The organism is Mesorhizobium muleiense (assembly GCF_900099905.1).
Lineage (GTDB): Bacteria > Pseudomonadota > Alphaproteobacteria > Rhizobiales > Rhizobiaceae > Mesorhizobium > Mesorhizobium muleiense.
This window is the reverse complement of sequence record NZ_FNEE01000007.1, coordinates 222,309-241,512: the sequence shown is the minus strand read 5'-3', so window position 1 is coordinate 241,512 and position 19,204 is coordinate 222,309. Positions and strand designations below refer to the sequence as shown.

Genomic DNA, 19,204 nt, shown 5'->3' with positions numbered 1-19,204 from the left:
AAGAGTATGGCCGGTTTGCCGACTACGGCACGTGTGGTGATCATCGGAGGCGGTGTCGTCGGTGCGTCGGCGCTCTACCATCTCGCCAAGGCGGGCTGGACCGACTGCGTGCTCCTGGAAAAGAACGAGCTCACCTCCGGCTCGACCTGGCATGCGGCCGGCAACGTGCCGACCTTCTCCTCGTCATGGTCGCTGATGAACATGCAGCGCTATTCGACCGAACTCTATCGCGGGCTGGCCGATGCAGTCGGCTACCCCATGAACTACCACGTCACCGGCTCGCTCAGGCTGGCCCATACGGCAGAGCGCATGCAGGAGTTCCAACGTGCCAAGGGCATGGGCCGCTACCAGGGCATGGACATCGATGTGGTCGGCCTCGACGAGATCAAGCGCCGCTACCCGTTCATCGAAACGCATGAATTGAAGGGCGCGCTCTACGATCCGAGCGACGGCGACATCGACCCGGCGCAGTTGACCCAGGCGCTGGCCAAGGGCGCCCGCGACCTGGGTGCGAAGATCATTCGCTTCTGTCCGGTCACCGGCGTGCGCCGCGACAAGGACGAGTGGGTGGTCGAGACCGCTCAGAGCGAGATCCGCTGCGAGATCGTCGTCAACGCGGCCGGCTACCGTGCGGCCGAAGTCGGCAGGATGTTCGGCCGCGACGTGCCGATGATGGTGATGAGCCATCAATATATCCTGTTCGAGGAAATCCCCGAACTGGCCGCGTGGTCGAAGGAGCAGGGCAAGAAACTGCCGCTGCTGCGCGACGTCGACACCTCCTATTATCTGCGCCAGGAAAAGAACGGCATGAATCTCGGCCCCTATGAGCGCAATTGCCGTGCCCATTGGGTCGGCCACAACGATCCGATGCCCGACGATTTCTCGTTCCAGCTATTCCCCGACGATCTCGACCGGCTCGAGGACTATCTGGCCGATGCCGTCGCCCGCGTGCCGATTCTCGGCACCGCCGGCCTGTCCAAGGTCATCAACGGTCCGATCCCCTACGCGCCGGACGGCAACCCGCTGATCGGCCCGATGCCCGGCGTGCCGAACGCCTTCGAGGCCTGCGTCTTCACCTTCGGCATCGCCCAGGGCGGCGGCGCCGGCAAGGTGCTGGCCGAATGGGTGACTGAGGGCCAGACCGAATGGGACATGTGGTCGTGCGATCCGCGGCGCTTCACCAGCTTTGCCTCGGCCCCGGATTACTGCGTCGCCAAGGGCGTAGAAATCTACGGCAACGAATATGCCATCCAGTTCCCGCGCCATGCCTGGCCAGCTGGGCGCGACCGCAAACTGTCGCCGATCCACGATCGCATCAAGGCGCTCGGCGCTTGCTTCGACGCCTATAATGGCTGGGAGCGCGCCACCTGGTACGCGCAGACCGGCGACGACGTCTCGGAAACCGCGACGCTGACCTTCCGCCGCGATGGGCCGTGGCAGCATCGCGTGCGCGAAGAATGCCTCGCCGTGCGCGACGCCGCAGGCATTTTGGACCTGCCTGGGTTTTCCCGCTTCAATCTCGACGGTCCCGGCGCGGCCGACTGGTTGAGCCAACAGATCACCGGCCTGGTGCCGAAACCCGGCCGCATCGGCCTCGTCTATTTTGCCGACGACAAGGGCCGCATCGTCACCGAAATGTCTGCCGTTCGCCACGACGAGAATTTGATGACACTGATCACCGCCGCGGTGGCGCAATGGCACGATTTTGAATGGCTGAAATGGCGCATGCCGAAGGACGCCTCGTTCAGGCTGGTCGACCGGACCGAGGAATACGCCACGCAGATCCTCGCCGGGCCCAATTCGCGAAAAATCCTCGCCGATGTCTGCGCCGCCGACCTTGCCCTGCCCTGGCTGACCCACCAGGAGACGACAATTGCCGGCCGTTGGGCAAGGCTGTTGCGTGTGTCCTTCGCCGGCGAACTCGGCTGGGAAATCCACACCAGGATCGACGACACCGCCGCCATCTTCGACGCCGTCTGGGCGACCGGGCAGAAGCACGGCCTGAAACCGTTCGGCATGTACGCGCTGGATTCATTGCGGCTTGAAAAATCCTATCGCGCCTGGAAAGGCGACCTGTCGACCGACTATTCGATCCTGCAGGGTGGGCTGGAGCGTTTCGTGAAATGGGACAAGCCGGATTTCCGTGGCAAGGCGGCGCTGCAAAATGAGAAGCAGCAGGGCGTGAAGAAGCGCTTTGTCACGCTGGTCGTCGAAAACCCCGGCGACTGCGACGCGCCAACCATGTCGACGCTGTGGCATGACGGCCGGATCGTCGGCGAGACGACGTCCGGCGGCTGGGGTCATCGCATCGACAAGTCGATCGCGCTCGGCATGCTGCGCGCCGACCTGACTGAGCCGGGAACTGCGGTCGAGGTCGAGATCTTCGGCGAACGCTTCAAGGCGGTCGTGCAGAAGGACGAACCGCTGTGGGATCCAAACAACGAGAGGTTGCGCGCATGAATTCAGTCATTCTCACCGACGGCGGCATGGGCCAGGAACTGGTCCGCCGCAGCAGCTCCGATCCCACCCCGCTATGGTCGGCCAGGGTGCTGATCGACGAACCGGACCTGGTGCGCGACCTGCATGCGGAGTTCATTCGGGCCGGCGCCCGCGTCATCACCATCAACACCTATTCCGCAACCCCCGAGCGGCTGGCGCGCGAGGGCGCGGAAGAGCTGTTCAAGCCGCTGCAGCAGCGCGGCATAGAACTGGCAAGGCAAGCGCGCGACCAGGCCGGCGACGCGGCAATCGCCGGCTGCCTGTCGCCGCTGTTTGGCAGCTACGCACCGGCCTTGACGATATCCTTCGAGGATACGCTCGACATCTACCGCCGCATCGTTGCCGAGCAGACCGACGGCGTCGATCTGTTCCTGTGCGAGACCATGGCGTCGGCCGAAGAAGCGCGCGCGGCTGTCACCGCCGCGTCGGAAAGCGGCAAGCCGGTGTGGGTGTCGTGGACGCTCGCCGATCACGGCACACCACGGCTGCGCAGCGGCGAAACCATAGCGGCGGCAGCAAGAGCTCTCGACGGCCTGCGGATCGCAGCTAGACTGATCAATTGCTGCCGGCCCGAAGCGATCGCTGCAGCGCTGCCCGAAATGATCGGCCTCGGCGGGCCGGTTGGCGCCTATGCCAACGGCTTCACCTCGGTCGAGGCGCTCAAGCATGGCGGCACGGTGGAAGTGCTGCACGCCCGCCACGACCTCGATCCGGATGCCTATGCCGACCAGGCGGTCGGCTGGGTCGAGGCCGGCGCCGACATCGTCGGCGGCTGCTGCGAAGTCGGGCCGCCTCATATCGCGGCCCTGCGTGACCGGCTCGAACAGGCCGGCTACAAAATTTCGGGAGTAGCATAATGCCCAGACCGTCATCGCGCATTTCCGGCATCGTGCCTTCCGGCAAGGACGGCTGGGAGGTCCATTTCGCCGCCTGGACGCGCAAGCAGGCCGGCGAGGACATCATCATGCTGTCGGTCGGCGACCATGATTTCGACACGCCGGCGCAGACGATCGAAGCCTGCGTGACCGCGGTTCGCGCCAGCAACCACCACTACACCCCGCTTGCCGGTATTCCGCGCCTGCGCAAGGCAATGGCGGCCGCCTCGACCGCCTGCACCGGCGTTGCGACCAACCCCGACCAGGTCATCGCTACGCCGGGAGGGCAGGCGGCACTTTATGCGGCGGTGCAGGCCGTTCTCGACCAGGGCGACCATGCCATTGTGGTGGCGCCCTATTACGCGACCTACCCCAACACCTTCAGTGCGGCGGGCGCCGATTTCACCGTGGTCGAGACACCGGCCGAGGATGGTTTCCAGCCGCGCGCCGCCGACATTCGCGCAGCACTTCGGCCGAACACCCGCGCCATCCTCATCAACACGCCGAACAACCCGACGGGTGCCGTCTATTCGCGCCAGCGGCTGGAAGAGCTGGCGCAGACCTGCCGGGAACATGACCTCTGGCTGCTGTCGGACGAGGTCTATTGGACGCTGGGCGGCGGCGAGCACGTCTCGCCGCGTTCGCTGCCCGGCATGGCGGAACGCACGCTGGTCATCAATTCCATGTCGAAGAGCCACGGCATGACCGGCTGGCGGATGGGCTGGCTGAGCGGGCCCGAACAGATGATCTCGCTGCTGACCAACCTCAATCTGGTGACCACCTACGGCCTGCCGGCCTTCATCAGCCTCGCTTGCGCCGAGGCGCTGGAAAACGGCTACGGCGTCAAGGAGATCGCCGAACGCTATGCCGCACGGCGCAGCGTCGTCCTCGATGCCATGCGCGGCATGAACAACATCACCGTGCGCGGCTCCGAAGGCGGCATGTATGTCATGCTCGATATCTCGGCTCTCGAGCCGGACGACGAGAAATTCGCCTGGGCTCTGCTCGACAAGGAAAAGGTCGGTGTGATGCCCGGCTCGAGCTTCGGCGATGCCGCCGCCGGCCATATTCGCGTCAGCCTCTGCCAGCCCGAGGCGGTGCTTCTGGAAGCAACTCTTCGCTTGCGTCGCTTTGCTTCCAGCTATCGCCGTGAGGCCGCATGACCGTCCCGTCTCCCAAAACCATTCCTCCCAAGGCGAGGGCCGTCATCATCGGCGGCGGTGTTTCAGGCTGCTCGGTCGCCTATCATCTGGCCAAGCTCGGCTGGACCGACATCGTTCTTTTGGAACGCAAGCAGCTGACATCGGGCACGACATGGCATGCCGCCGGCCTGATCGGCCAGTTGCGCGGCTCGCAGAACATGACGCGGCTGGCGAAATATTCGGCCGACCTCTACGTCAGGCTGGATGCCGAGACCGATGTCGGCACCGGCATGCGCCAGGTCGGTTCGATCACCGTGGCGCTGACCGAGGAACGCAAGCACGAGATTTACAGGCAGGCGTCGCTCGCCCGCGCGTTCGATATCGACGTGCGCGAGATTTCGCCAAACGAAGTCAAGCAGATGTACCCGCATCTTAATGTTTCCGATGTGGTCGGCGCCGTGCATCTGCCGCTCGACGGCCAATGCGACCCGGCCAACATCGCCATGGCGCTGGCCAAGGGTGCGCGCCAGCGCGGTGCGACGATCGTCGAGAATGTGAAGGTCACTAAGGTTCACATCAGGGATGGCCGCGTCACCAGCGTTTCCTGGACGCAGGGCGACGAGCAAGGCATGATCGAGGCCGACATCGTCGTCAATTGCGCCGGCATGTGGGCACGCGAGCTTGGCGCCCAGAACGGCGTCAGCATCCCGCTGCATGCCTGCGAGCATTTTTATCTCGTCACCGAACCGATTCCCGGCCTGACCCGGCTGCCGGTGCTGCGCGTGCCGGACGAGTGCGCCTACTACAAGGAAGATGCCGGCAAGATGATGCTCGGCGCCTTCGAGCCGGTGGCCAAGCCCTGGGGCATGGACGGCATAAGCGAAGATTTCTGCTTCGACCAGTTGCCCGAGGATTTCGAACATTTCGAGCCGATCCTCGAAATGGGCGTCAACCGCATGCCGATGCTGGCCAGCGCCGGCATCCACACTTTCTTCAACGGCCCCGAGAGTTTTACGCCTGATGATCGCTATTATCTCGGCGAAGCGCCGGAGTTGTCCGGCTACTGGATGGCGACCGGCTACAACTCCATCGGCATCGTCTCCTCAGGCGGTGCCGGCATGGCGCTGGCGCAATGGATCAACGATGGCGAAGCACCCTTCGATCTGTGGGAGGTCGACATCCGCCGCGCCCAGCCGTTCCAAAAAAACCGCCGCTATCTCAGAGAGCGCGTCTCCGAGACGCTCGGACTGCTCTATGCCGACCATTTTCCCTACCGGCAGATGACGACCTCTCGGAACGTCAGGCGCTCCCCGCTCCATGAACATCTGAAGGCACGCGGCGCGGTGTTCGGCGAGGTTGCCGGCTGGGAGCGGGCCAACTGGTTCGCGCATGAGGGCCAGGAGCGCGAGTACTGCTATTCCTGGAAACGGCAGAACTGGTTTGACAACCAGCGCGATGAACATCTGGCGGTCCGCAACGGCGTCGGCCTGTTCGACATGACCTCGTTCGGCAAGATCCGTGTCGAGGGCCGCGATGCCTGCGCCTTCCTGCAGAGGCTTTGCGCCAACGACATGGACGTGGCGCCAGGCAAGATCGTCTACACCCAGATGCTCAACCAGCGCGGCGGCATCGAGAGCGATCTCACCGTCTCGCGGCTGTCTGAAACCACCTTTTTCCTCGTCGTACCGGGCGCCACGCTGCAGCGTGATCTCGCCTGGCTGAAAAAGCATCTCGCCGATGAATTCGTCGTCATCACCGATGTCACCGCGGCCGAAGCCGTGCTCTGCCTGATGGGCCCGGATTCGAGGAAGCTCATTCAAAAGCTGAGCCCGAACGATTTCTCCAACGAAACCAATCCGTTCGGAACGTTTCAGGAGATAGAAATCGGCATGGGGCTGGCCCGCGCCCATCGCGTGACCTATGTCGGCGAGCTGGGCTGGGAGCTTTATGTCTCGACCGACCAGGCCGCACACGTGTTCGAGGCGATCGAGGCGGCCGGCGCCGATGTCGGCCTGAAGCTTTGCGGCCTGCACACGCTGGATTCCTGCCGCATCGAAAAGGCCTTCCGGCATTTCGGCCACGACATCACCGACGAGGACAATGTGCTGGAGGCAGGCCTTGGATTCGCAGTGAAGACTGCCAAGGGCGATTTTCTTGGCCGCGATGCCGTGCTGAGGAAGAAGGAAACCGGATTGAACCGGCGGCTGGTGCAATTCCGCCTGAAAGACACGCAACCCTTGCTCTTCCACAACGAAGCGATCCTGCGCGACGGCAAGATTGTCGGCCCGGTCACCTCGGGCAATTACGGCCATCATCTCGGCGGCGCCGTCGGCCTCGGCTACGTGCCTTGCCAGGGCGAGAGCGAGGCGGATGTGCTGTCGTCTTCCTACGAGATCGAGATCGCCGGCGAGCGCTTCGCCGCGGAAGTGTCGCTGAAGCCGATGTATGATCCGAAAGCGGAACGGGTGCGGATGTAGTGCACTCTTTCCTTCTCCCCTTGTGGGAGAAGGTGGCCTCGCGAAGCGAGGTCGGATGAGGGGTGCTGGACGGATCGCGACTTTGAAGAGGTAAACGCTTTAAATCCTTCGATATTTTCGGCGCCTCGTTTCTTCCAGCACCCCTCATCCGTCTCGGCGCTGCGCGCCGATCCACCTTCTCCCACAGGGGGAGAAGGAGATCTCCGCTGGCTCAAAACCGCTCCAGCTTCGTTCGCACTTTCTCCAGAAACGCCGCCCTCGTCTTCGCTGTCGACGCATCCATCAAATAGTGCGCCAGAAAGAACGTCCTGCAGCGGGTGGCGCAGAGCGCCCGCATGCCGCGCAGGATTGTCTTGCGTCCCGGCTGGCCGACGACGACGCTCCACCAGGTCGGTGCGCCGCAGGTCGTGATCACCCCGATCTTCGTCACATGCCTCATCAGCGACTGGATCCGTCCCTTGCCGGCCGGCAGTCGGAAGGCGACGTCGGTCGCCCAGACCCGGTCGAGCCAGCCCTTCAGCATTGCCGGCAACCCGTACCACCATGTCGGATAGATGAAGAGGATTGCCTGGGCCCAGTTGAGATTTTCGAAATGCGGCTTGAGCGCTGGATCCTGCGGGGCGTGCTCGTTATAGAAGCGTCGCTCGTCGCAGCCCATGACCGGATCGAAATTTTCCGCATAGAGGTCGAGCAGCCGCACCTCCCAGCCTCTCGCCTTCAGCACCTCGATGGCACTATCCCGGATCGCGGCGCAAAAGCTTTCCGGAACCGGATGGCAATAAACCACCAGGACCCGCATCAGAAGGCATCCATGCTGGCTGCGACTTTCGCCGTAAATCTCTTCCGCGTTTCATCGGTCGACAGGTTCATCGAATAATGCGCGAGATACGACACCGAGGCGCCTGGCTTGACCGTCGCGCGCAACACACGCTTGACCAGCTTGCGCGGCGGGTCGCCCATCAGCATGGCGTGGAGCCGGCTGCCACCATAGGTGGTGACCGCCGCCAGCTTGCGGATGTTGTGCAGCGAAGGCTGCACCTTGCCATTGACCAGCTTGAACGACACGCCGGGCAGGAAGACGCGGTCGAAAAAGCCTTTCAGGATCGCCGGATAGCCGTAGTTCCACACCGGAAACGACAGCACCAGCGCCTCTGCCCGCAGCAGGCGCTCGACATAGGGCGCTGCCGGATCACCGGCGCCGCGCTCGTCGTGATAACCGAGCCGCTCGGCCCGTGTCAGCCGCGGGTCGAAATCCTCGGCATAGAGATCGCAATCGTCGACGGCGTGGCCGGCGGCCGTCAGCCGCTCGACGATCGTCCGGTGCAGACCGGCGTTGAAGCTGGTTTCGACCGGGTGGGCGTAGAGCACGAGGATGTTCACCGAAGTCCTCGCAGGTCGGCGCGACAGCGCCACACGCTCGTCATCGTTCACCCCGCCTTCTGCAATCCCTTGAACAGGAACGACTTGCCCGAGCGATAGTCGTAGTCCGGGTTTTCCCAGGCGATCATCTTGCCGGGATTGAGCAGCCCTTGCGGATCGGTCTCGCGCTTGAAGGCGAGCTGCACCTCGTCCGTCTGCTTCATGCCGCCCTCTTCCAGCGTGTAGCGGTGCGGATTGAAGACCCAGCAGCCATTGTCTTCATGGATGCGGATGATCTCGTCGAGCCGCTCGGCCGTGGTGAAGCGGACCAGCGGCAGTCCAGCGACGCCGATCGCGCCGTCGAAGCGGATGAATTCGAGATGAACCGGCACCTCGTCGCCGAAGCGGTCGATCATCGCCTTGACGTAAGCGAGGTGATCCGGCGAGGGATAGCGGGTCTGCAGATAGGTAATATCAGGGTCGACCCTGATGGCGCGCAGCGTCGTGTGGTTCCAGGTCAGCTCATAGGCCGGCGGCAAGCCCTTGAGATCGGCCTCCTTGTCGGCGCGGAAGACGATCTCGCCCTTGCTGCGCGCCGTGAGGGCGACAAAGGCGTCCATCGCCTGCGGGGCGATCATGCAGACGACGATGCTTTGCTCGCGCCGGAAGAATTTCTGGTGCCGCTTGAAATAGTCATAAGGGATCGGCGCGGCGATCGGCGTGATCAGCTTCGCCAGGATGCCGTCCTGAATGGCGAGATCGTTGCCGAAGCCGGCCGCATCCATGAAATCGTCGAAGCCGACGATGACGTCGATCCAGTCGTAGGATGCGGTCAACGGCATCTCGACCTCGGTGATGATGCCGTTGGTGCCGTAGGCATGCATCACCTTCAGCACCTCCTCGCCGGCAAGATCCATGATGCGAGGCTCCGCCTCCATCGTCACGGTCCTGAGCCGGATGACGTTGCCGAGGTCGCGCAGCCCGCCCCAGCGGATCGAGCCGATGCCGCCCGAGCCGCCGGCAACGAAGCCGCCGATCGAAGCGGTGTTATAGGTCGACGGCGACATCCGAAGCTCCTGGCCGGAATGGGCGCGCGTCGCCCTGTCGATGTCGGCGAGGACGGCACCGGGACCGGTCACGACGCGACCAGGCGCGATCGCCTTGATTGCGTTCATCTCGGCGAGATTGAGCACGACGCCGCCGGACAAGGGCATCGCCTGACCGTAATTGCCGGTACCGCTGCCGCGCGGCGTCACCGGAATGCCATGCCGGTGGCACGCGGCAAGCACGCGGATCACCTCGTCCTCGGTCTTTGGCGTCACGATCAGGTCGCCGGTCACATGGTCGAGCTGTTGCTTCAGCACCGGGCTGTACCAGTAAAAATCGCGGCTCTTCTGCTGGACGATCGCCGGATGGTCGTCGATCTTCAGACCGTCGAGATCGCGTTTGAGCGCAGCCAGGTCCATCATCGCACCATCAGATCGTCGAGTTCGGCATAGTCGGGCAATTGGCGCTCGATGGCGCGGCCGTCCCGCACCACGATGCGATCCGATTCGGGCCGCGACAGCAATTCCGTCCAGTTCCGCCCCCTGAAGACGACGAAGTCGGCGCCACCGCCTGCGGCAAGGGTGCCGAACCCGTCGAGCCGCATCACTCTGGCCGGCGTCGAAGTCACCGCTTGCGGCCAGTCGCCGACCGGGTGATCGAAATGCAGGATACGTGTCGCCATGCGATAGACCTCCAGCATGTCGAGATCGCCATAGGCGTAGAACGGATCGCGGGTGTTGTCGGAGGCGACGGCGACGGGAATGCCGCGCGCCTTCATCTCGTGCAGCAGCGTCACGCCGCGCCAGCGCGGCGTGGTGTTGTCGCCGCGCCGATCCTGCAGATAGAGATTGCACATCGGCAGCGACACCACGGCGAGCCCCGCCTTCGCCATCTTGTCCAGCGTGTCGAGCACATCGAGATCGGGCTGGCGTGCCAGCGAGCAGCAGTGGCCGACGAGGATGTTTCCCTCAAAACCGTTCCACAGCGCCGCCTCGGCGATCTTCTTCAGCGAGATCGCCGAGATGTCGTCGGTCTCGTCGGCATGGAAATCGAGGTCGAGGCCATGCTTGATCGCCTGCGCGAAAACCCGATCGAGAAGCTCTTCCAGGTCCGGCAGCATATAGGTGACGACGCCAAGCACGCCATTGGCCGCGGCGACGCGTTTGGCCAGGCTTTCGAACCATTTCTTGTCGCGCACGCCTTCGATGCCGAGCAGGCAGGCGGCCTGCAGCTCGATGCGGCCACGCCATTTCTCCCGTACCGTCTCGAACACCGGCCAGGAGATCTCCTCCTGCGGTGCGACGCTGTCGAGATGGGTGCGCAAAGCCCTTGTGCCGTGCGCGTAGGCGCAGCGCAGCGAAAAATCCATGCGGCGAGCGACGTCCTCGGCGCTCCAGCGGGCAGCACGGTCGGCGCCAGTGGCGTTCAGCGCACCCATGAAGGTGCCGTCCGGATTGGGTTTTCGAGGCCAGATATGGCCTTTGTCGATATGGGTGTGGCCGTCGACGAAGCACGGCATGACGATACGGCCGCCGAGGTCGAGGGCGCCTGCAGGTGTATTGGGCCGGCGATTCGCGATGATGCTGGAGATTTTACCGTCAGCGACGGTGATGTCGGCGAGCGCAAAGCCGTCTGCATCGAAGGCTGCGGAGAGTCCCGGCGTCAAGGAGGCATGAAGCCGGACGTTGGAAAGTACGAATTGGCCGGTTTCGGGGATCATTTCTGAGGTCATCGCTGCCCCTCATCTGCCTGCCGGCATCTTCTCCCCGTGAACGGGGAGAAGGGGGCTGACGGCAGCCTTGGCGCTCGTTCTGCAACGCTGGTGGTTGGCGAAACCGTCGATGAAGGAGGCGCCCTTCTCCCCGTCTCTATACGGGGAGAAGGGCCCGGCAGGGCGATTAGGGGCAGCGCCAACGCCGAAAAGGACGCCAGGCAGTTGCCTTGAACACGCCCCACCATCATCGCTCCTGCTTCAGCGCACTCTCGTGCCAGCGTCGCAGGATCAGGTGCGAGATCAGCGACAGCACCAGGAAAATCAGAATGCCGGTGAACGAGATCAGGATCAGCGCCGCGAACAGCCGCGGTGCGTTGAGCCGGTAACCGGCCTCGATGATGCGCGAAGCCAGCCCCGACGACTGTCCCTGGGCCCCGGCGACGAACTCCGCCACCACCGCGCCGATTAGCGACAGGCCGCCGGCGATCTTCAGCCCGCCGAGGAAATACGGCATCGCCGCCGGCAGGCGGAGATAGCGCAATTGCTGCCAGCGGGTCGCGCCGTTGAGCTTGAACATGTCGCGCAGGTTGCGGTCGACCGAGTTGAGGCCGAGCGTCGTGTTGGACAGGATCGGGAAGAAGGCGACAATCCAGGCACACAGCAGAAGCTTGGTCGTCTGGTTGTCGACATAGATGTTGATCAGCGGGAAGATCGCGACGATCGGCGTCACCTGCAACACGATGGCAAACGGGAAGAACGACATCTCCACCCATTTCGATTGCGTAAACAGCACCGCCAGCCCGACACCGCCGATGACCGCCAGAAGCAGGCTGAGAAAGGTGATCCTGAGCGTCACCAGCAGCGAGGAGAACAGCAGCCCGGCATCGCCGAACAGCGTTTGCAGCACCACGCCGGGGCGCGGCAGGATATATTTCGGGATGTCGTTCCAGACGCAGATGCGATCCCACAGCCAGATCGCCAGGACCATGATCGCCAGCGGCAGCAGCCAGCGGCCGATCCGCTCGAGCCGCTCCTGGCGCACGCGACGCGCCTCCTCTGGATCCAGGGTTACGGCAGTATGATCAATGGCCGTCATGATGCGGTCCGGCGGTTGAGTTGATGGCGCCGATCAGCACATCGGACGTCTGGCGGCAGAGCGCGGCATAGGCGGGCGAGGTGCGGAAGACTTCGTTGCGCGGATAGGACGCATCGATGGCGAGTTCTTTGAAGACCCTACCCGGCCGCGCCGCCATGACGACGACGCGGCTGGAGAGGAAAACGCTTTCGAAGACGCTGTGGGTGACGAAGACGACGGTAAAACGCTCGTCCTGCCACAGTTCCAGAAGATCGTCGTTGAGCTTGAAGCGGGTGATCTCGTCCAATGCCGCAAATGGCTCGTCCATCAAAAGCACGCGCGGCTTGGTCACCATGGCGCGGGCGATCGAGACGCGCATCTTCATGCCGCCGGACAATTCGCGCGGCACGGCTTTCTCGAAGCCGGTCAGATGAACCCGCGCCAGCATCTCCATTACGACAGGCGCAGCCTTGGCCCGCGACACGCCCTTCAGCCTGAGCGGCAGCCAGACATTGTCGAAGACGTCGGCCCACGGCAGCAGCGTCGGTTCCTGGAAGACGAAGCCGATGTCAGAGCGATCGGCAGCGCTGCTGCCGCGCCAGTCGAGCAGGCCGGAGGTCGGCGTTGCAAGACCGGCGATGAGGCGCAAGGCCGTTGACTTGCCACAGCCGGACGGGCCGAGAAGGCTGAGGAAGTCGCCTTCCCGGATCGTCAGGTCGACGTCGCTGAGGGCTGTCACGCCGTTGGAAAAGACTTTGCCGACGCCGCGCAGCGCCAGCAGCATCGGACCTTTGCCCGATGTGCTTGCCGGCGCTTGCGCCACTTTCTCCTGCATCATGCCCGGGTGCTATTTCTTCAGGTCGATCCCGACGCCCTTGTTGACGAAGGCCAGTGTGTAGGACTTTTTGATGTCGACGTCGGCCGGCACGACCTTGGCCTTGACCATCTTGTCGTAGAAGCTCTGGATGCGCGCGTCGGTCATCGCGCCGATGCCGAGTTTTTCCGTATCGCCGGAATCGACGATGCCGAATTTCTTCATCTGCTCGATCGAGAACGCGATCTGCTCGTCGCTGATGTCGGGGTTGTCCTTCTTGATCGCCGCGTTGGCGGCAGCGTTGTCGCCGTAGAGATAGTTGTACCAGCCCTTGGCCGAGCCATCGACGAAGCATTGAACCACCTCCGGCCGCTTGTCGATCGTCGCCTGCATGGTCTCGATCGTCGTCGCATAGGTGTCGAAGCCGTAGTCGGCGAGCAGGAACAGATTGGGCTGGAAGCCGCCTTCCTTGGCGACGGCGAAGGGCTCCGAGGTCACGTAACCCTGCTGGATCGACTTCGGATTGGCGATGAAAGGTGCGGGGTTGAACGTATAGGGCACGCGCTTGGCCGGATCGAAGCCGAACTCCGTGATCATCCACTGGAAGTAGCTCTGTGCACCTTCGTCGCCGATAATGTATTGGTCCGCGTTCTTCAGATCCTCCCACCTGTCGAGCCCCTGACCCGGATGGCTCATGATCACCTGCGGCTCTTTCTGGAACGAGGCGGCGACGACACGAAGCGGAATCTCCTGCTGTACGGCGTCGAAGGCCTGCAGCATGTTGCCGCCCATGTAGAAGTCGATCTTGCCGGCAAGCAGCAGCGGCCGGCCACTGACCTGCGGGCCACCTTGCATGATCGTCACGTCGAGCCCGCACGCGGCATAGGTGCCATCAGCCACCGCCTGATAATAGCCGCCATGCTCGGCCTGGGCGAGCCAGTTGGTGCCGAAGGTGATCTTCTCGTTTGCTGCCGCGTTCAGCGTGCTTGCGGCAAGCAGCACGATCGCGCCAGCCGAAATCTTGAGTTTTCCGTCCATCCACACCACCCTCAGTTGGCTCTGGCGCGCCGCGCGCCGAGCTCGACACCATCGATCGAAGAAGCAAGACACATGCCATCGCCCGGACCGCCCGCCTTGCGCAACAGTGGCGCGCGAAAGCCGGACCGGTCATGCCGTACCGGGGGCATCGTGCCTATTTTTTGAACGCCTGTCCACAATCGCCCTGATAGTATGCACTGCATCTTGAGGGCTCGCCCAATCCGGCTTTACGCTGGCAGCAGACTGGAGATTTTCATGTTCAAATTCCTGACGCCGAAGTCGATCAAGCCGCCCTTTGCCCGCTACAGCCATGGCGTCGAGGTGCCGCCCGGCAAGCGGCTGGTGCTGTGTTCTGGCCAGGTCGCCATCACGCCGGACGATAAGATCCCGGAGGATGCCGGCGCGCAGGCCGAGCTCTGTTTTCAAAGCATCGCAGCGATTCTCGGCGACGCCGGGCTTGGACTTTCCGACATCGTGCGCATCAACGCCTATGTCACCGATCGCGCCTACCTGAAACCCTATATGGACGTTCGCGATCGCCTGTTCACCAGCCCGGCGCCGGCTTCGACGCTGATGATCGTGTCCGGTTTCGCGCGGCCGGAATTCAAGGTCGAGATCGAGGTCGTCGCAGCAGGGTGAGGAGCCGGCTGGAATCGACAGGCCGTTGATCTCCAGTTACACGACAAAGGCTGGTGCTGCCCCTCATCCGCCTGCCGGCACCTTCTCCCCGTATAGTGACGGGGAGAAGGGAAGCGCTCCAACGCTGGCGACCCCCTCTCCCCGTCTCTATACGGGGAGAGGGTACGGGTGAGGGGCAGCGCCAACGCCGCCAGTTTGCTCGAGGTTCAAAATGACCGTTGCAACGAAACGCGTGTGGTGGGGCGACTACCGGACCACAGAATACGCCACCATCGACCCGGAGGCGACGATCGCCGTTCTGCCGGTGGCGGCGATCGAACAGCACGGGCCGCATCTGCCGGTTTCGACCGACACCTCGATCATGAACGGCATGCTCGAAACGGTGATCGCGCGCCTGCCTGGCGATCTCGACATCCGCATCTTGCCGGTCCAGGCGGTGGGCAAGTCGAACGAGCACCTGCATGCGCCGGGAACCCTTACATTGCCGGCGGCGACCTTGATCGAGGCCTGGACCGAGCTTGGCCTGTCGGTCGCACGGGCCGGGTTAAGGAAGCTGATCGTCGTCAACTCGCATGGCGGCAACGAGGAGATCATGGGCATCATGACGCGAGAATTGCGCGTGCGGGCAAAGATGCTGGGTGTGAAGACGAGCTGGCAGCGCTTTGGCCGGCCGGCCGGCTTGTACACCGAGCTTGAGGATAGCCACGGCATCCATGGCGGCGATGTCGAGACCTCGCTGATGCTGCATTTCCGGCCGGATCTCGTCGACATGGCAAAGGCCGACAATTTCGTGTCCAACGTCGCCCGCGCCGAAAAGCAATTTTCGCTGCTACGCCACACCGGAACGCACGCCTTCGCCTGGATCGCCACCGATCTCAACCCGAACGGCGTGGTCGGCGACGCCAGCATTGCAACGGCCGAAAAGGGCCGGCTGACCGCCAACCATCAAGCCGACGGTTTCATCAGCCTGTTGAAGGACGTGCGCAAGGCCAAGCTTGCAGATTGGCTGGCCTAGGAGGCTTTTCGCCAGCGCCGCGCCGCCCCTCACCTGCCTGCTGGCATCCTCTCCCCGTAAACGGGGCGAGGGGCGCCCTCATCAATGTTTTCGCCAATCGCCGGCATTGCAAAAAAAGGCGCCAGCGCTGCGGCCAGCCCCTTCTCCTCAAGACTAGGATCAGCCGTCGATCTTCAGCTCGAAAGGCGTGCCCTCGAAGGCCTCGGCGCCGCGCCCGATCGCCTCGATCGCACCGGTCATGCGGCCGTTGCGATCGAGCAGCGCGTCGGCGACCGCGATCAGCCGCGGATTGGGTGTCGCCGTCGGCGACAGTGCACGCAGCGTCTCAGCCAACTCGACCTCGCAGCGCTGCGGCGCCAGTGCCGCCGCGATGATGTAGGCCGAGGCCGTCGACCGGCTGATACCGGCATAGCAATGCACGACCAGCGGCCTTGCGCGATCCCATCGGCGCGCGAAATCGAGCAGGTTGCGAACATGCGCCTCGCCCGGCATGGTCATGCCCTCCTGCGCCACCGCGATATCGTGCATAACTAGATGCAGATGGTTTTCCTGGGCGATCGACGCCGGCCGCGTCACCTCGGTGCCGGCGGCCAGCAGCGAAAGCAACCGCTCGGCCCCGGTCTTCGCGACGGTTTCCTCGACTTTTGAAAGCGAACAGACATGGATCATTGCTGGACCTCGCTGGTGTTATCGTCGCGCTGTTGCGACCAGTCGGCAAGAGCCGATTCGAGCCGCTGCCATTCCTCGCCCTCGCCCGGCAGCCCGGCGCGCAGCACCTCCGGCCGGCCGGAAAAATGCCGAAGCAGGATGCCGCGCTCGCCGAGCACCGAAAACAGACAGGCGGCGTCGCTCAGCCTGATATAGCGGAACAGCGTGGTGCCGCCGTCGACCGGGACACCGAAGCGGCCAAACAGCGCATCGAGCCTCGCTGCATCCTTGGCCAGACGGCGCCGCATCTCGGCCTGCCAGCCGCTGTCGGCAAGCGCGCGGATGCCATATTCGAGCGCCGGACCGGCAACCGCCCACGGCCCGAACTGGGCCTCCAGCCGTTCGACCGTCAGCGCGTCGGCCAATGCAAAGCCGAGCCGCAGGCCGGCAAGACCAAAAAACTTGCCGAAGGAGCGCAGCACGACGATGCCGCCACGGTCGACATCGCCGGCCACGCTCTCGCCAAGCGGGCCGACATCCATGAACGCCTCGTCGACGACCAGCAACCCGCCTCTGGCGCGCAAACTTTCGGCAAGCGCAAGCAGCTTCTTGCGTTCGATGATACGTCCGTCCGGATTGTTGGGGTTGACGACGATGGCAAGGTCGGCTCCTGCCAGGGCATCGAAATCGTCGACCTCCATCGCCGCGTGGCCGGCGATGGCCGCTGCCCGCTGATGCTCGGCATAGGTCGGCCCGAGCACCAGCGCCTTGCCGGGGCTGACCAGCGAAGCGATGCGCGGCAACAGGATCTGCGTGCCCGGCGCTGCCACCACGTTGGCCGCCGATGGTGCGCCATAGGCGCTCGCCGCGACATCGGCCAGATCACGGACCCGCGCAGCTTCCGGCAATCTCGACAGGGCGGTGGCGGGCAGCTCGAAAAACGGATAGGAGTGCGGATTGATACCGGTCGAGAGGTCGACGAAGGGCTGTGGCGCATGCGGAAAAAGCGCCCTCGCCCGGCCAAGGCTTCCGCCGTGATCCACCACTGCCGCCGCTCCATCAAGAGACTTCATGTCGATCCTGATCGCTTTCCTGTCACTGCTTGTTGAATTCGCTGTCGGCTATCCCAGCTGGCTGCTTGGCGCCATCGGCCACCCCGTCACCTGGTTCGGCAGGCTGATATCCTTTCTCGACCGCAGGCTCAACCGCGATGCTGATTCCGACGCCCAGCGCCGCCGGCGCGGTGTTCATGCGCTGCTGATCATCGTTCTGGTGCCGGCCACCATCGCTTTCGCGGTGGAAACCATGCTTGCGGGCATTCCAGCCGGATTGATCCTCACCGCGCTCCTGGCGACATCGCTGCTGTCGCAGAAGAGCCTGGCCGAGCATGTCGAGGCGGTGGCCGACGGACTCGACAATGGCGGACTCGACATCGGTCGTGTTGCCGTCTCGCAGATCGTCGGCCGCGATCCGGAAAAGCTCGACAGAGCCGGTGTCTGCCGCGCTGCGATCGAAAGCCTGGCCGAGAATTTTTCCGACGGCGTCGTCGCGCCGGTCTTCTGGATCGGCGTCGGCGGGCTGGCCGGCGGCGTCGCCTACAAGGCCGCCAATACCGCCGATTCGATGATCGGCCACCGCACGCCGCGCCATGAGGCTTTCGGCCGGGCGGCGGCGCGCTTCGACGATCTGATCAACCTGCCGGCGTCGCGGCTGACCGCACTGCTTATCGTGCTGGCCGCCTTCCTCGTCAAAGACTCTGACGCCGGCAACGCCTGGCGCACCGTGCGGCGCGACGCGAAAAAGCACCGCTCGCCCAATGCCGGCTGGCCTGAGGCGGCGATGGCCGGCGCGCTCGGCCTGGCGCTGGCCGGGCCGCGCTCCTACGACGGCGTCATGGTCGACGACGCGTTCATGGGCGAAGGCGGCCGCCGCGATGTCGAGAGCGTGGACATCAGACGAGCGCTAAGACTCTATCAGGTTGCCGACTTTCTGCTGATGGGACTGTTCGGCTTGCTGTCGGTGATCGTCATCGTTGCGTGACTGTGGCCTCCCCTTCTCCCCTTGTGGGAGAAGGTGGCCGCCCACGGGTCTTGCCTCCGGCAAGCCCGAGGACAGGCTCCGCGGCCGGATGAGGGGTGTTCCAGCTGGTACCGACGGCGCTCCGTCCAGCACCCCTCAACCGTCTTGGCGCTACGCGCCAATCCACCTTCTCCCACAAGGGAGAAGGAAGAAGAGGCGAACGAAACCTCAAAACTCTATGCCTTGCTGCGCTTTCACGCCGGCGGAAAAGTGATGCTTCGTAACTCCCATCTCGGTGACCAGATCGGCGGCATCGACCAGCGCCGGCTTGGCGTTGCGGCCGGTGACGAGGATATGCAGGTTTTCGCGGCGGCCCTTCAGCGCCGCCACCACCGTGTCGAGATCGAGATAGTCGTAGCGCAGCGCGATGTTCAACTCGTCGAGTACCAGCAGGCTCATCGATGGATCGGCCATCAGCTCAAGCACCTTGGCCCAGGCAGCCTCGGCGGCGGCGATGTCGCGCTTCAGATCCTGCGTTTCCCAGGTAAAACCCTCGCCCATCGTGTGCCAGACGACCCGGTCGCCGAAAGCGGCAAAGGCGTCCTTCTCGCCGGTATGCCATTTGCCCTTGATGAACTGGACGACGCCGACGCGCCTGCCGTAGCCGAGCATCCTCAGCGCCAGCCCGAAGGCGGCAGTGGTCTTGCCCTTGCCGGGCCCGGTGTTGACGATCAGCAGTCCCTTCTCGACCGTCTTGGCCGCGACCTCGGCGTCCTGCACCGCCTTGCGTTTGGCCATCTTGGCGCGGTGGCGTTGCTCGTCCCTGTCGTCGATATCGGTCAT

At 64.0% G+C, this 19,204-nt stretch carries 17 protein-coding genes; 7 read left to right on the top strand and 10 right to left on the bottom strand.

The genetic code is table 11. From position 1 onward, the window contains the following. Positions 1-6: 6 nt before the first annotated feature. From BLT09_RS15620 to BLT09_RS15605, 4 genes are read left to right on the top strand one after another with little or no spacing between them, the layout of a single operon-like run. Positions 7-2,460 carry a GcvT family protein gene (locus BLT09_RS15620; RefSeq protein WP_091594414.1) on the top strand — a complete coding sequence of 818 codons (2,454 nt, stop codon included), beginning with the start codon at positions 7-9 and terminating at the stop codon, positions 2,458-2,460. Then, positions 2,457-3,356 carry a homocysteine S-methyltransferase family protein gene (locus BLT09_RS15615; RefSeq protein WP_091594412.1) on the top strand — a complete coding sequence of 300 codons (900 nt, stop codon included), beginning with the start codon at positions 2,457-2,459 and terminating at the stop codon, positions 3,354-3,356. The genes BLT09_RS15620 and BLT09_RS15615 overlap by 4 nt, the downstream gene beginning before the upstream one ends. Continuing rightward, positions 3,356-4,537 (top strand): pyridoxal phosphate-dependent aminotransferase, encoded by a 1,182-nt coding sequence (locus BLT09_RS15610; protein WP_091594410.1) that lies wholly within the window; start codon positions 3,356-3,358, stop codon positions 4,535-4,537. The genes BLT09_RS15615 and BLT09_RS15610 overlap by 1 nt, the downstream gene beginning before the upstream one ends. Then, on the top strand, positions 4,534-6,993 hold the full coding sequence (locus BLT09_RS15605; RefSeq protein ID WP_091594407.1) for a GcvT family protein: 2,460 nt from the start codon (positions 4,534-4,536) through the stop codon (positions 6,991-6,993). The genes BLT09_RS15610 and BLT09_RS15605 overlap by 4 nt, the downstream gene beginning before the upstream one ends. 211 nt (positions 6,994-7,204) lie before the next feature. Here BLT09_RS15605 and BLT09_RS15600 read toward each other — a convergent pair whose 3' ends face one another. The 7 genes from BLT09_RS15600 to BLT09_RS15565 all read right to left on the bottom strand — a co-directional run bounded on the left by BLT09_RS15600 (position 7,205) and on the right by BLT09_RS15565 (position 14,040). Continuing rightward, entirely contained in the window at positions 7,205-7,792 is a 588-nt protein-coding gene (locus BLT09_RS15600) for an NAD(P)H-dependent oxidoreductase (RefSeq protein ID WP_091594405.1), read from the bottom strand. Next, entirely contained in the window at positions 7,792-8,373 is a 582-nt protein-coding gene (locus tag BLT09_RS15595; RefSeq protein WP_091594525.1) for an NAD(P)H-dependent oxidoreductase, read from the bottom strand. The genes BLT09_RS15600 and BLT09_RS15595 overlap by 1 nt, the downstream gene beginning before the upstream one ends. A gap of 47 nt (positions 8,374-8,420) precedes the next feature. Further along, the gene (locus BLT09_RS15590; RefSeq protein ID WP_413468429.1) at positions 8,421-9,821 is read right to left on the bottom strand and encodes an FAD-binding oxidoreductase; all 1,401 of its coding nucleotides are present in this window, start codon (positions 9,819-9,821) and stop codon (positions 8,421-8,423) included. Next, positions 9,818-11,119 (bottom strand): cytosine deaminase, encoded by a 1,302-nt coding sequence (locus BLT09_RS15585; protein ID WP_091594403.1) that lies wholly within the window; start codon positions 11,117-11,119, stop codon positions 9,818-9,820. Before BLT09_RS15585 ends, BLT09_RS15590 begins: the two co-directional genes overlap by 4 nt. Before the next feature lie 238 nt (positions 11,120-11,357). After that, positions 11,358-12,209 carry an ABC transporter permease gene (locus tag BLT09_RS15575; protein ID WP_091594401.1) on the bottom strand — a complete coding sequence of 284 codons (852 nt, stop codon included), beginning with the start codon at positions 12,207-12,209 and terminating at the stop codon, positions 11,358-11,360. Beyond that, the gene (locus tag BLT09_RS15570) at positions 12,196-13,026 is read right to left on the bottom strand and encodes an ABC transporter ATP-binding protein (protein ID WP_091594399.1); all 831 of its coding nucleotides are present in this window, start codon (positions 13,024-13,026) and stop codon (positions 12,196-12,198) included. The genes BLT09_RS15575 and BLT09_RS15570 overlap by 14 nt, the downstream gene beginning before the upstream one ends. Before the next feature lie 9 nt (positions 13,027-13,035). Beyond that, positions 13,036-14,040, bottom strand: a complete 1,005-nt coding sequence (locus BLT09_RS15565) for an ABC transporter substrate-binding protein (RefSeq protein WP_023798892.1) — start codon at positions 14,038-14,040, stop codon at positions 13,036-13,038. A gap of 255 nt (positions 14,041-14,295) precedes the next feature. On the opposite strand from BLT09_RS15565, the gene BLT09_RS15560 reads away from it, so the two are divergent. Further along, positions 14,296-14,679, top strand: coding sequence for a RidA family protein (locus BLT09_RS15560; protein WP_091594397.1), 384 nt, complete (start codon positions 14,296-14,298; stop codon positions 14,677-14,679). Between the two features lie 211 nt (positions 14,680-14,890). Continuing rightward, on the top strand, positions 14,891-15,694 hold the full coding sequence (locus BLT09_RS15555; RefSeq protein WP_091594395.1) for a creatininase family protein: 804 nt from the start codon (positions 14,891-14,893) through the stop codon (positions 15,692-15,694). Between the two features lie 159 nt (positions 15,695-15,853). Here the strand turns inward: BLT09_RS15555 and BLT09_RS15550 are convergent, their stop codons facing one another. Continuing rightward, complete coding sequence (locus tag BLT09_RS15550; RefSeq protein ID WP_091594393.1) at positions 15,854-16,363, bottom strand: tyrosine phosphatase family protein; 510 nt, start codon at positions 16,361-16,363, stop codon at positions 15,854-15,856. Then, a complete protein-coding gene (gene cobD, locus BLT09_RS15545; protein WP_091594391.1) occupies positions 16,360-17,415 on the bottom strand; it encodes a threonine-phosphate decarboxylase CobD in 1,056 nt (351 codons plus the stop codon). The genes BLT09_RS15550 and cobD overlap by 4 nt, the downstream gene beginning before the upstream one ends. On the opposite strand from cobD, the gene cbiB reads away from it, so the two are divergent. Beyond that, positions 17,414-18,382: an adenosylcobinamide-phosphate synthase CbiB gene (gene cbiB, locus BLT09_RS15540; protein WP_091594389.1), complete on the top strand. Its 969-nt coding sequence runs from the start codon at positions 17,414-17,416 to the stop codon at positions 18,380-18,382. The genes cobD and cbiB overlap by 2 nt on opposite strands. 207 nt (positions 18,383-18,589) lie before the next feature. Here the strand turns inward: cbiB and cobO are convergent, their stop codons facing one another. Then, on the bottom strand, positions 18,590-19,204 hold the full coding sequence (cobO, locus tag BLT09_RS15535; RefSeq protein WP_091594387.1) for a cob(I)yrinic acid a,c-diamide adenosyltransferase: 615 nt from the start codon (positions 19,202-19,204) through the stop codon (positions 18,590-18,592).

What these genes read in the sequence shown, in the direction of transcription:
- BLT09_RS15575 (WP_091594401.1), bottom strand. Translation starts at nt 12,209, where the DNA reads ATGACGGCCATTGATCATACTGCCGTAACCCTGGATCCAGAGGAGGCG.
- BLT09_RS15590 (WP_413468429.1), bottom strand. Translation starts at nt 9,821, where the DNA reads ATGATGGACCTGGCTGCGCTCAAACGCGATCTCGACGGTCTGAAGATC.
- BLT09_RS15570 (WP_091594399.1), bottom strand. Translation starts at nt 13,026, where the DNA reads ATGATGCAGGAGAAAGTGGCGCAAGCGCCGGCAAGCACATCGGGCAAA.
- BLT09_RS15620 (WP_091594414.1), top strand. Translation starts at nt 7, where the DNA reads ATGGCCGGTTTGCCGACTACGGCACGTGTGGTGATCATCGGAGGCGGT.
- BLT09_RS15550 (WP_091594393.1), bottom strand. Translation starts at nt 16,363, where the DNA reads ATGATCCATGTCTGTTCGCTTTCAAAAGTCGAGGAAACCGTCGCGAAG.
- cobO (WP_091594387.1), bottom strand. Translation starts at nt 19,204, where the DNA reads ATGACCGATATCGACGACAGGGACGAGCAACGCCACCGCGCCAAGATG.
- BLT09_RS15605 (WP_091594407.1), top strand. Translation starts at nt 4,534, where the DNA reads ATGACCGTCCCGTCTCCCAAAACCATTCCTCCCAAGGCGAGGGCCGTC.
- BLT09_RS15610 (WP_091594410.1), top strand. Translation starts at nt 3,356, where the DNA reads ATGCCCAGACCGTCATCGCGCATTTCCGGCATCGTGCCTTCCGGCAAG.
- BLT09_RS15565 (WP_023798892.1), bottom strand. Translation starts at nt 14,040, where the DNA reads ATGGACGGAAAACTCAAGATTTCGGCTGGCGCGATCGTGCTGCTTGCC.
- cbiB (WP_091594389.1), top strand. Translation starts at nt 17,414, where the DNA reads ATGTCGATCCTGATCGCTTTCCTGTCACTGCTTGTTGAATTCGCTGTC.
- BLT09_RS15555 (WP_091594395.1), top strand. Translation starts at nt 14,891, where the DNA reads ATGACCGTTGCAACGAAACGCGTGTGGTGGGGCGACTACCGGACCACA.
- BLT09_RS15615 (WP_091594412.1), top strand. Translation starts at nt 2,457, where the DNA reads ATGAATTCAGTCATTCTCACCGACGGCGGCATGGGCCAGGAACTGGTC.
- BLT09_RS15600 (WP_091594405.1), bottom strand. Translation starts at nt 7,792, where the DNA reads ATGCGGGTCCTGGTGGTTTATTGCCATCCGGTTCCGGAAAGCTTTTGC.
- cobD (WP_091594391.1), bottom strand. Translation starts at nt 17,415, where the DNA reads ATGAAGTCTCTTGATGGAGCGGCGGCAGTGGTGGATCACGGCGGAAGC.
- BLT09_RS15585 (WP_091594403.1), bottom strand. Translation starts at nt 11,119, where the DNA reads ATGATCCCCGAAACCGGCCAATTCGTACTTTCCAACGTCCGGCTTCAT.
- BLT09_RS15560 (WP_091594397.1), top strand. Translation starts at nt 14,296, where the DNA reads ATGTTCAAATTCCTGACGCCGAAGTCGATCAAGCCGCCCTTTGCCCGC.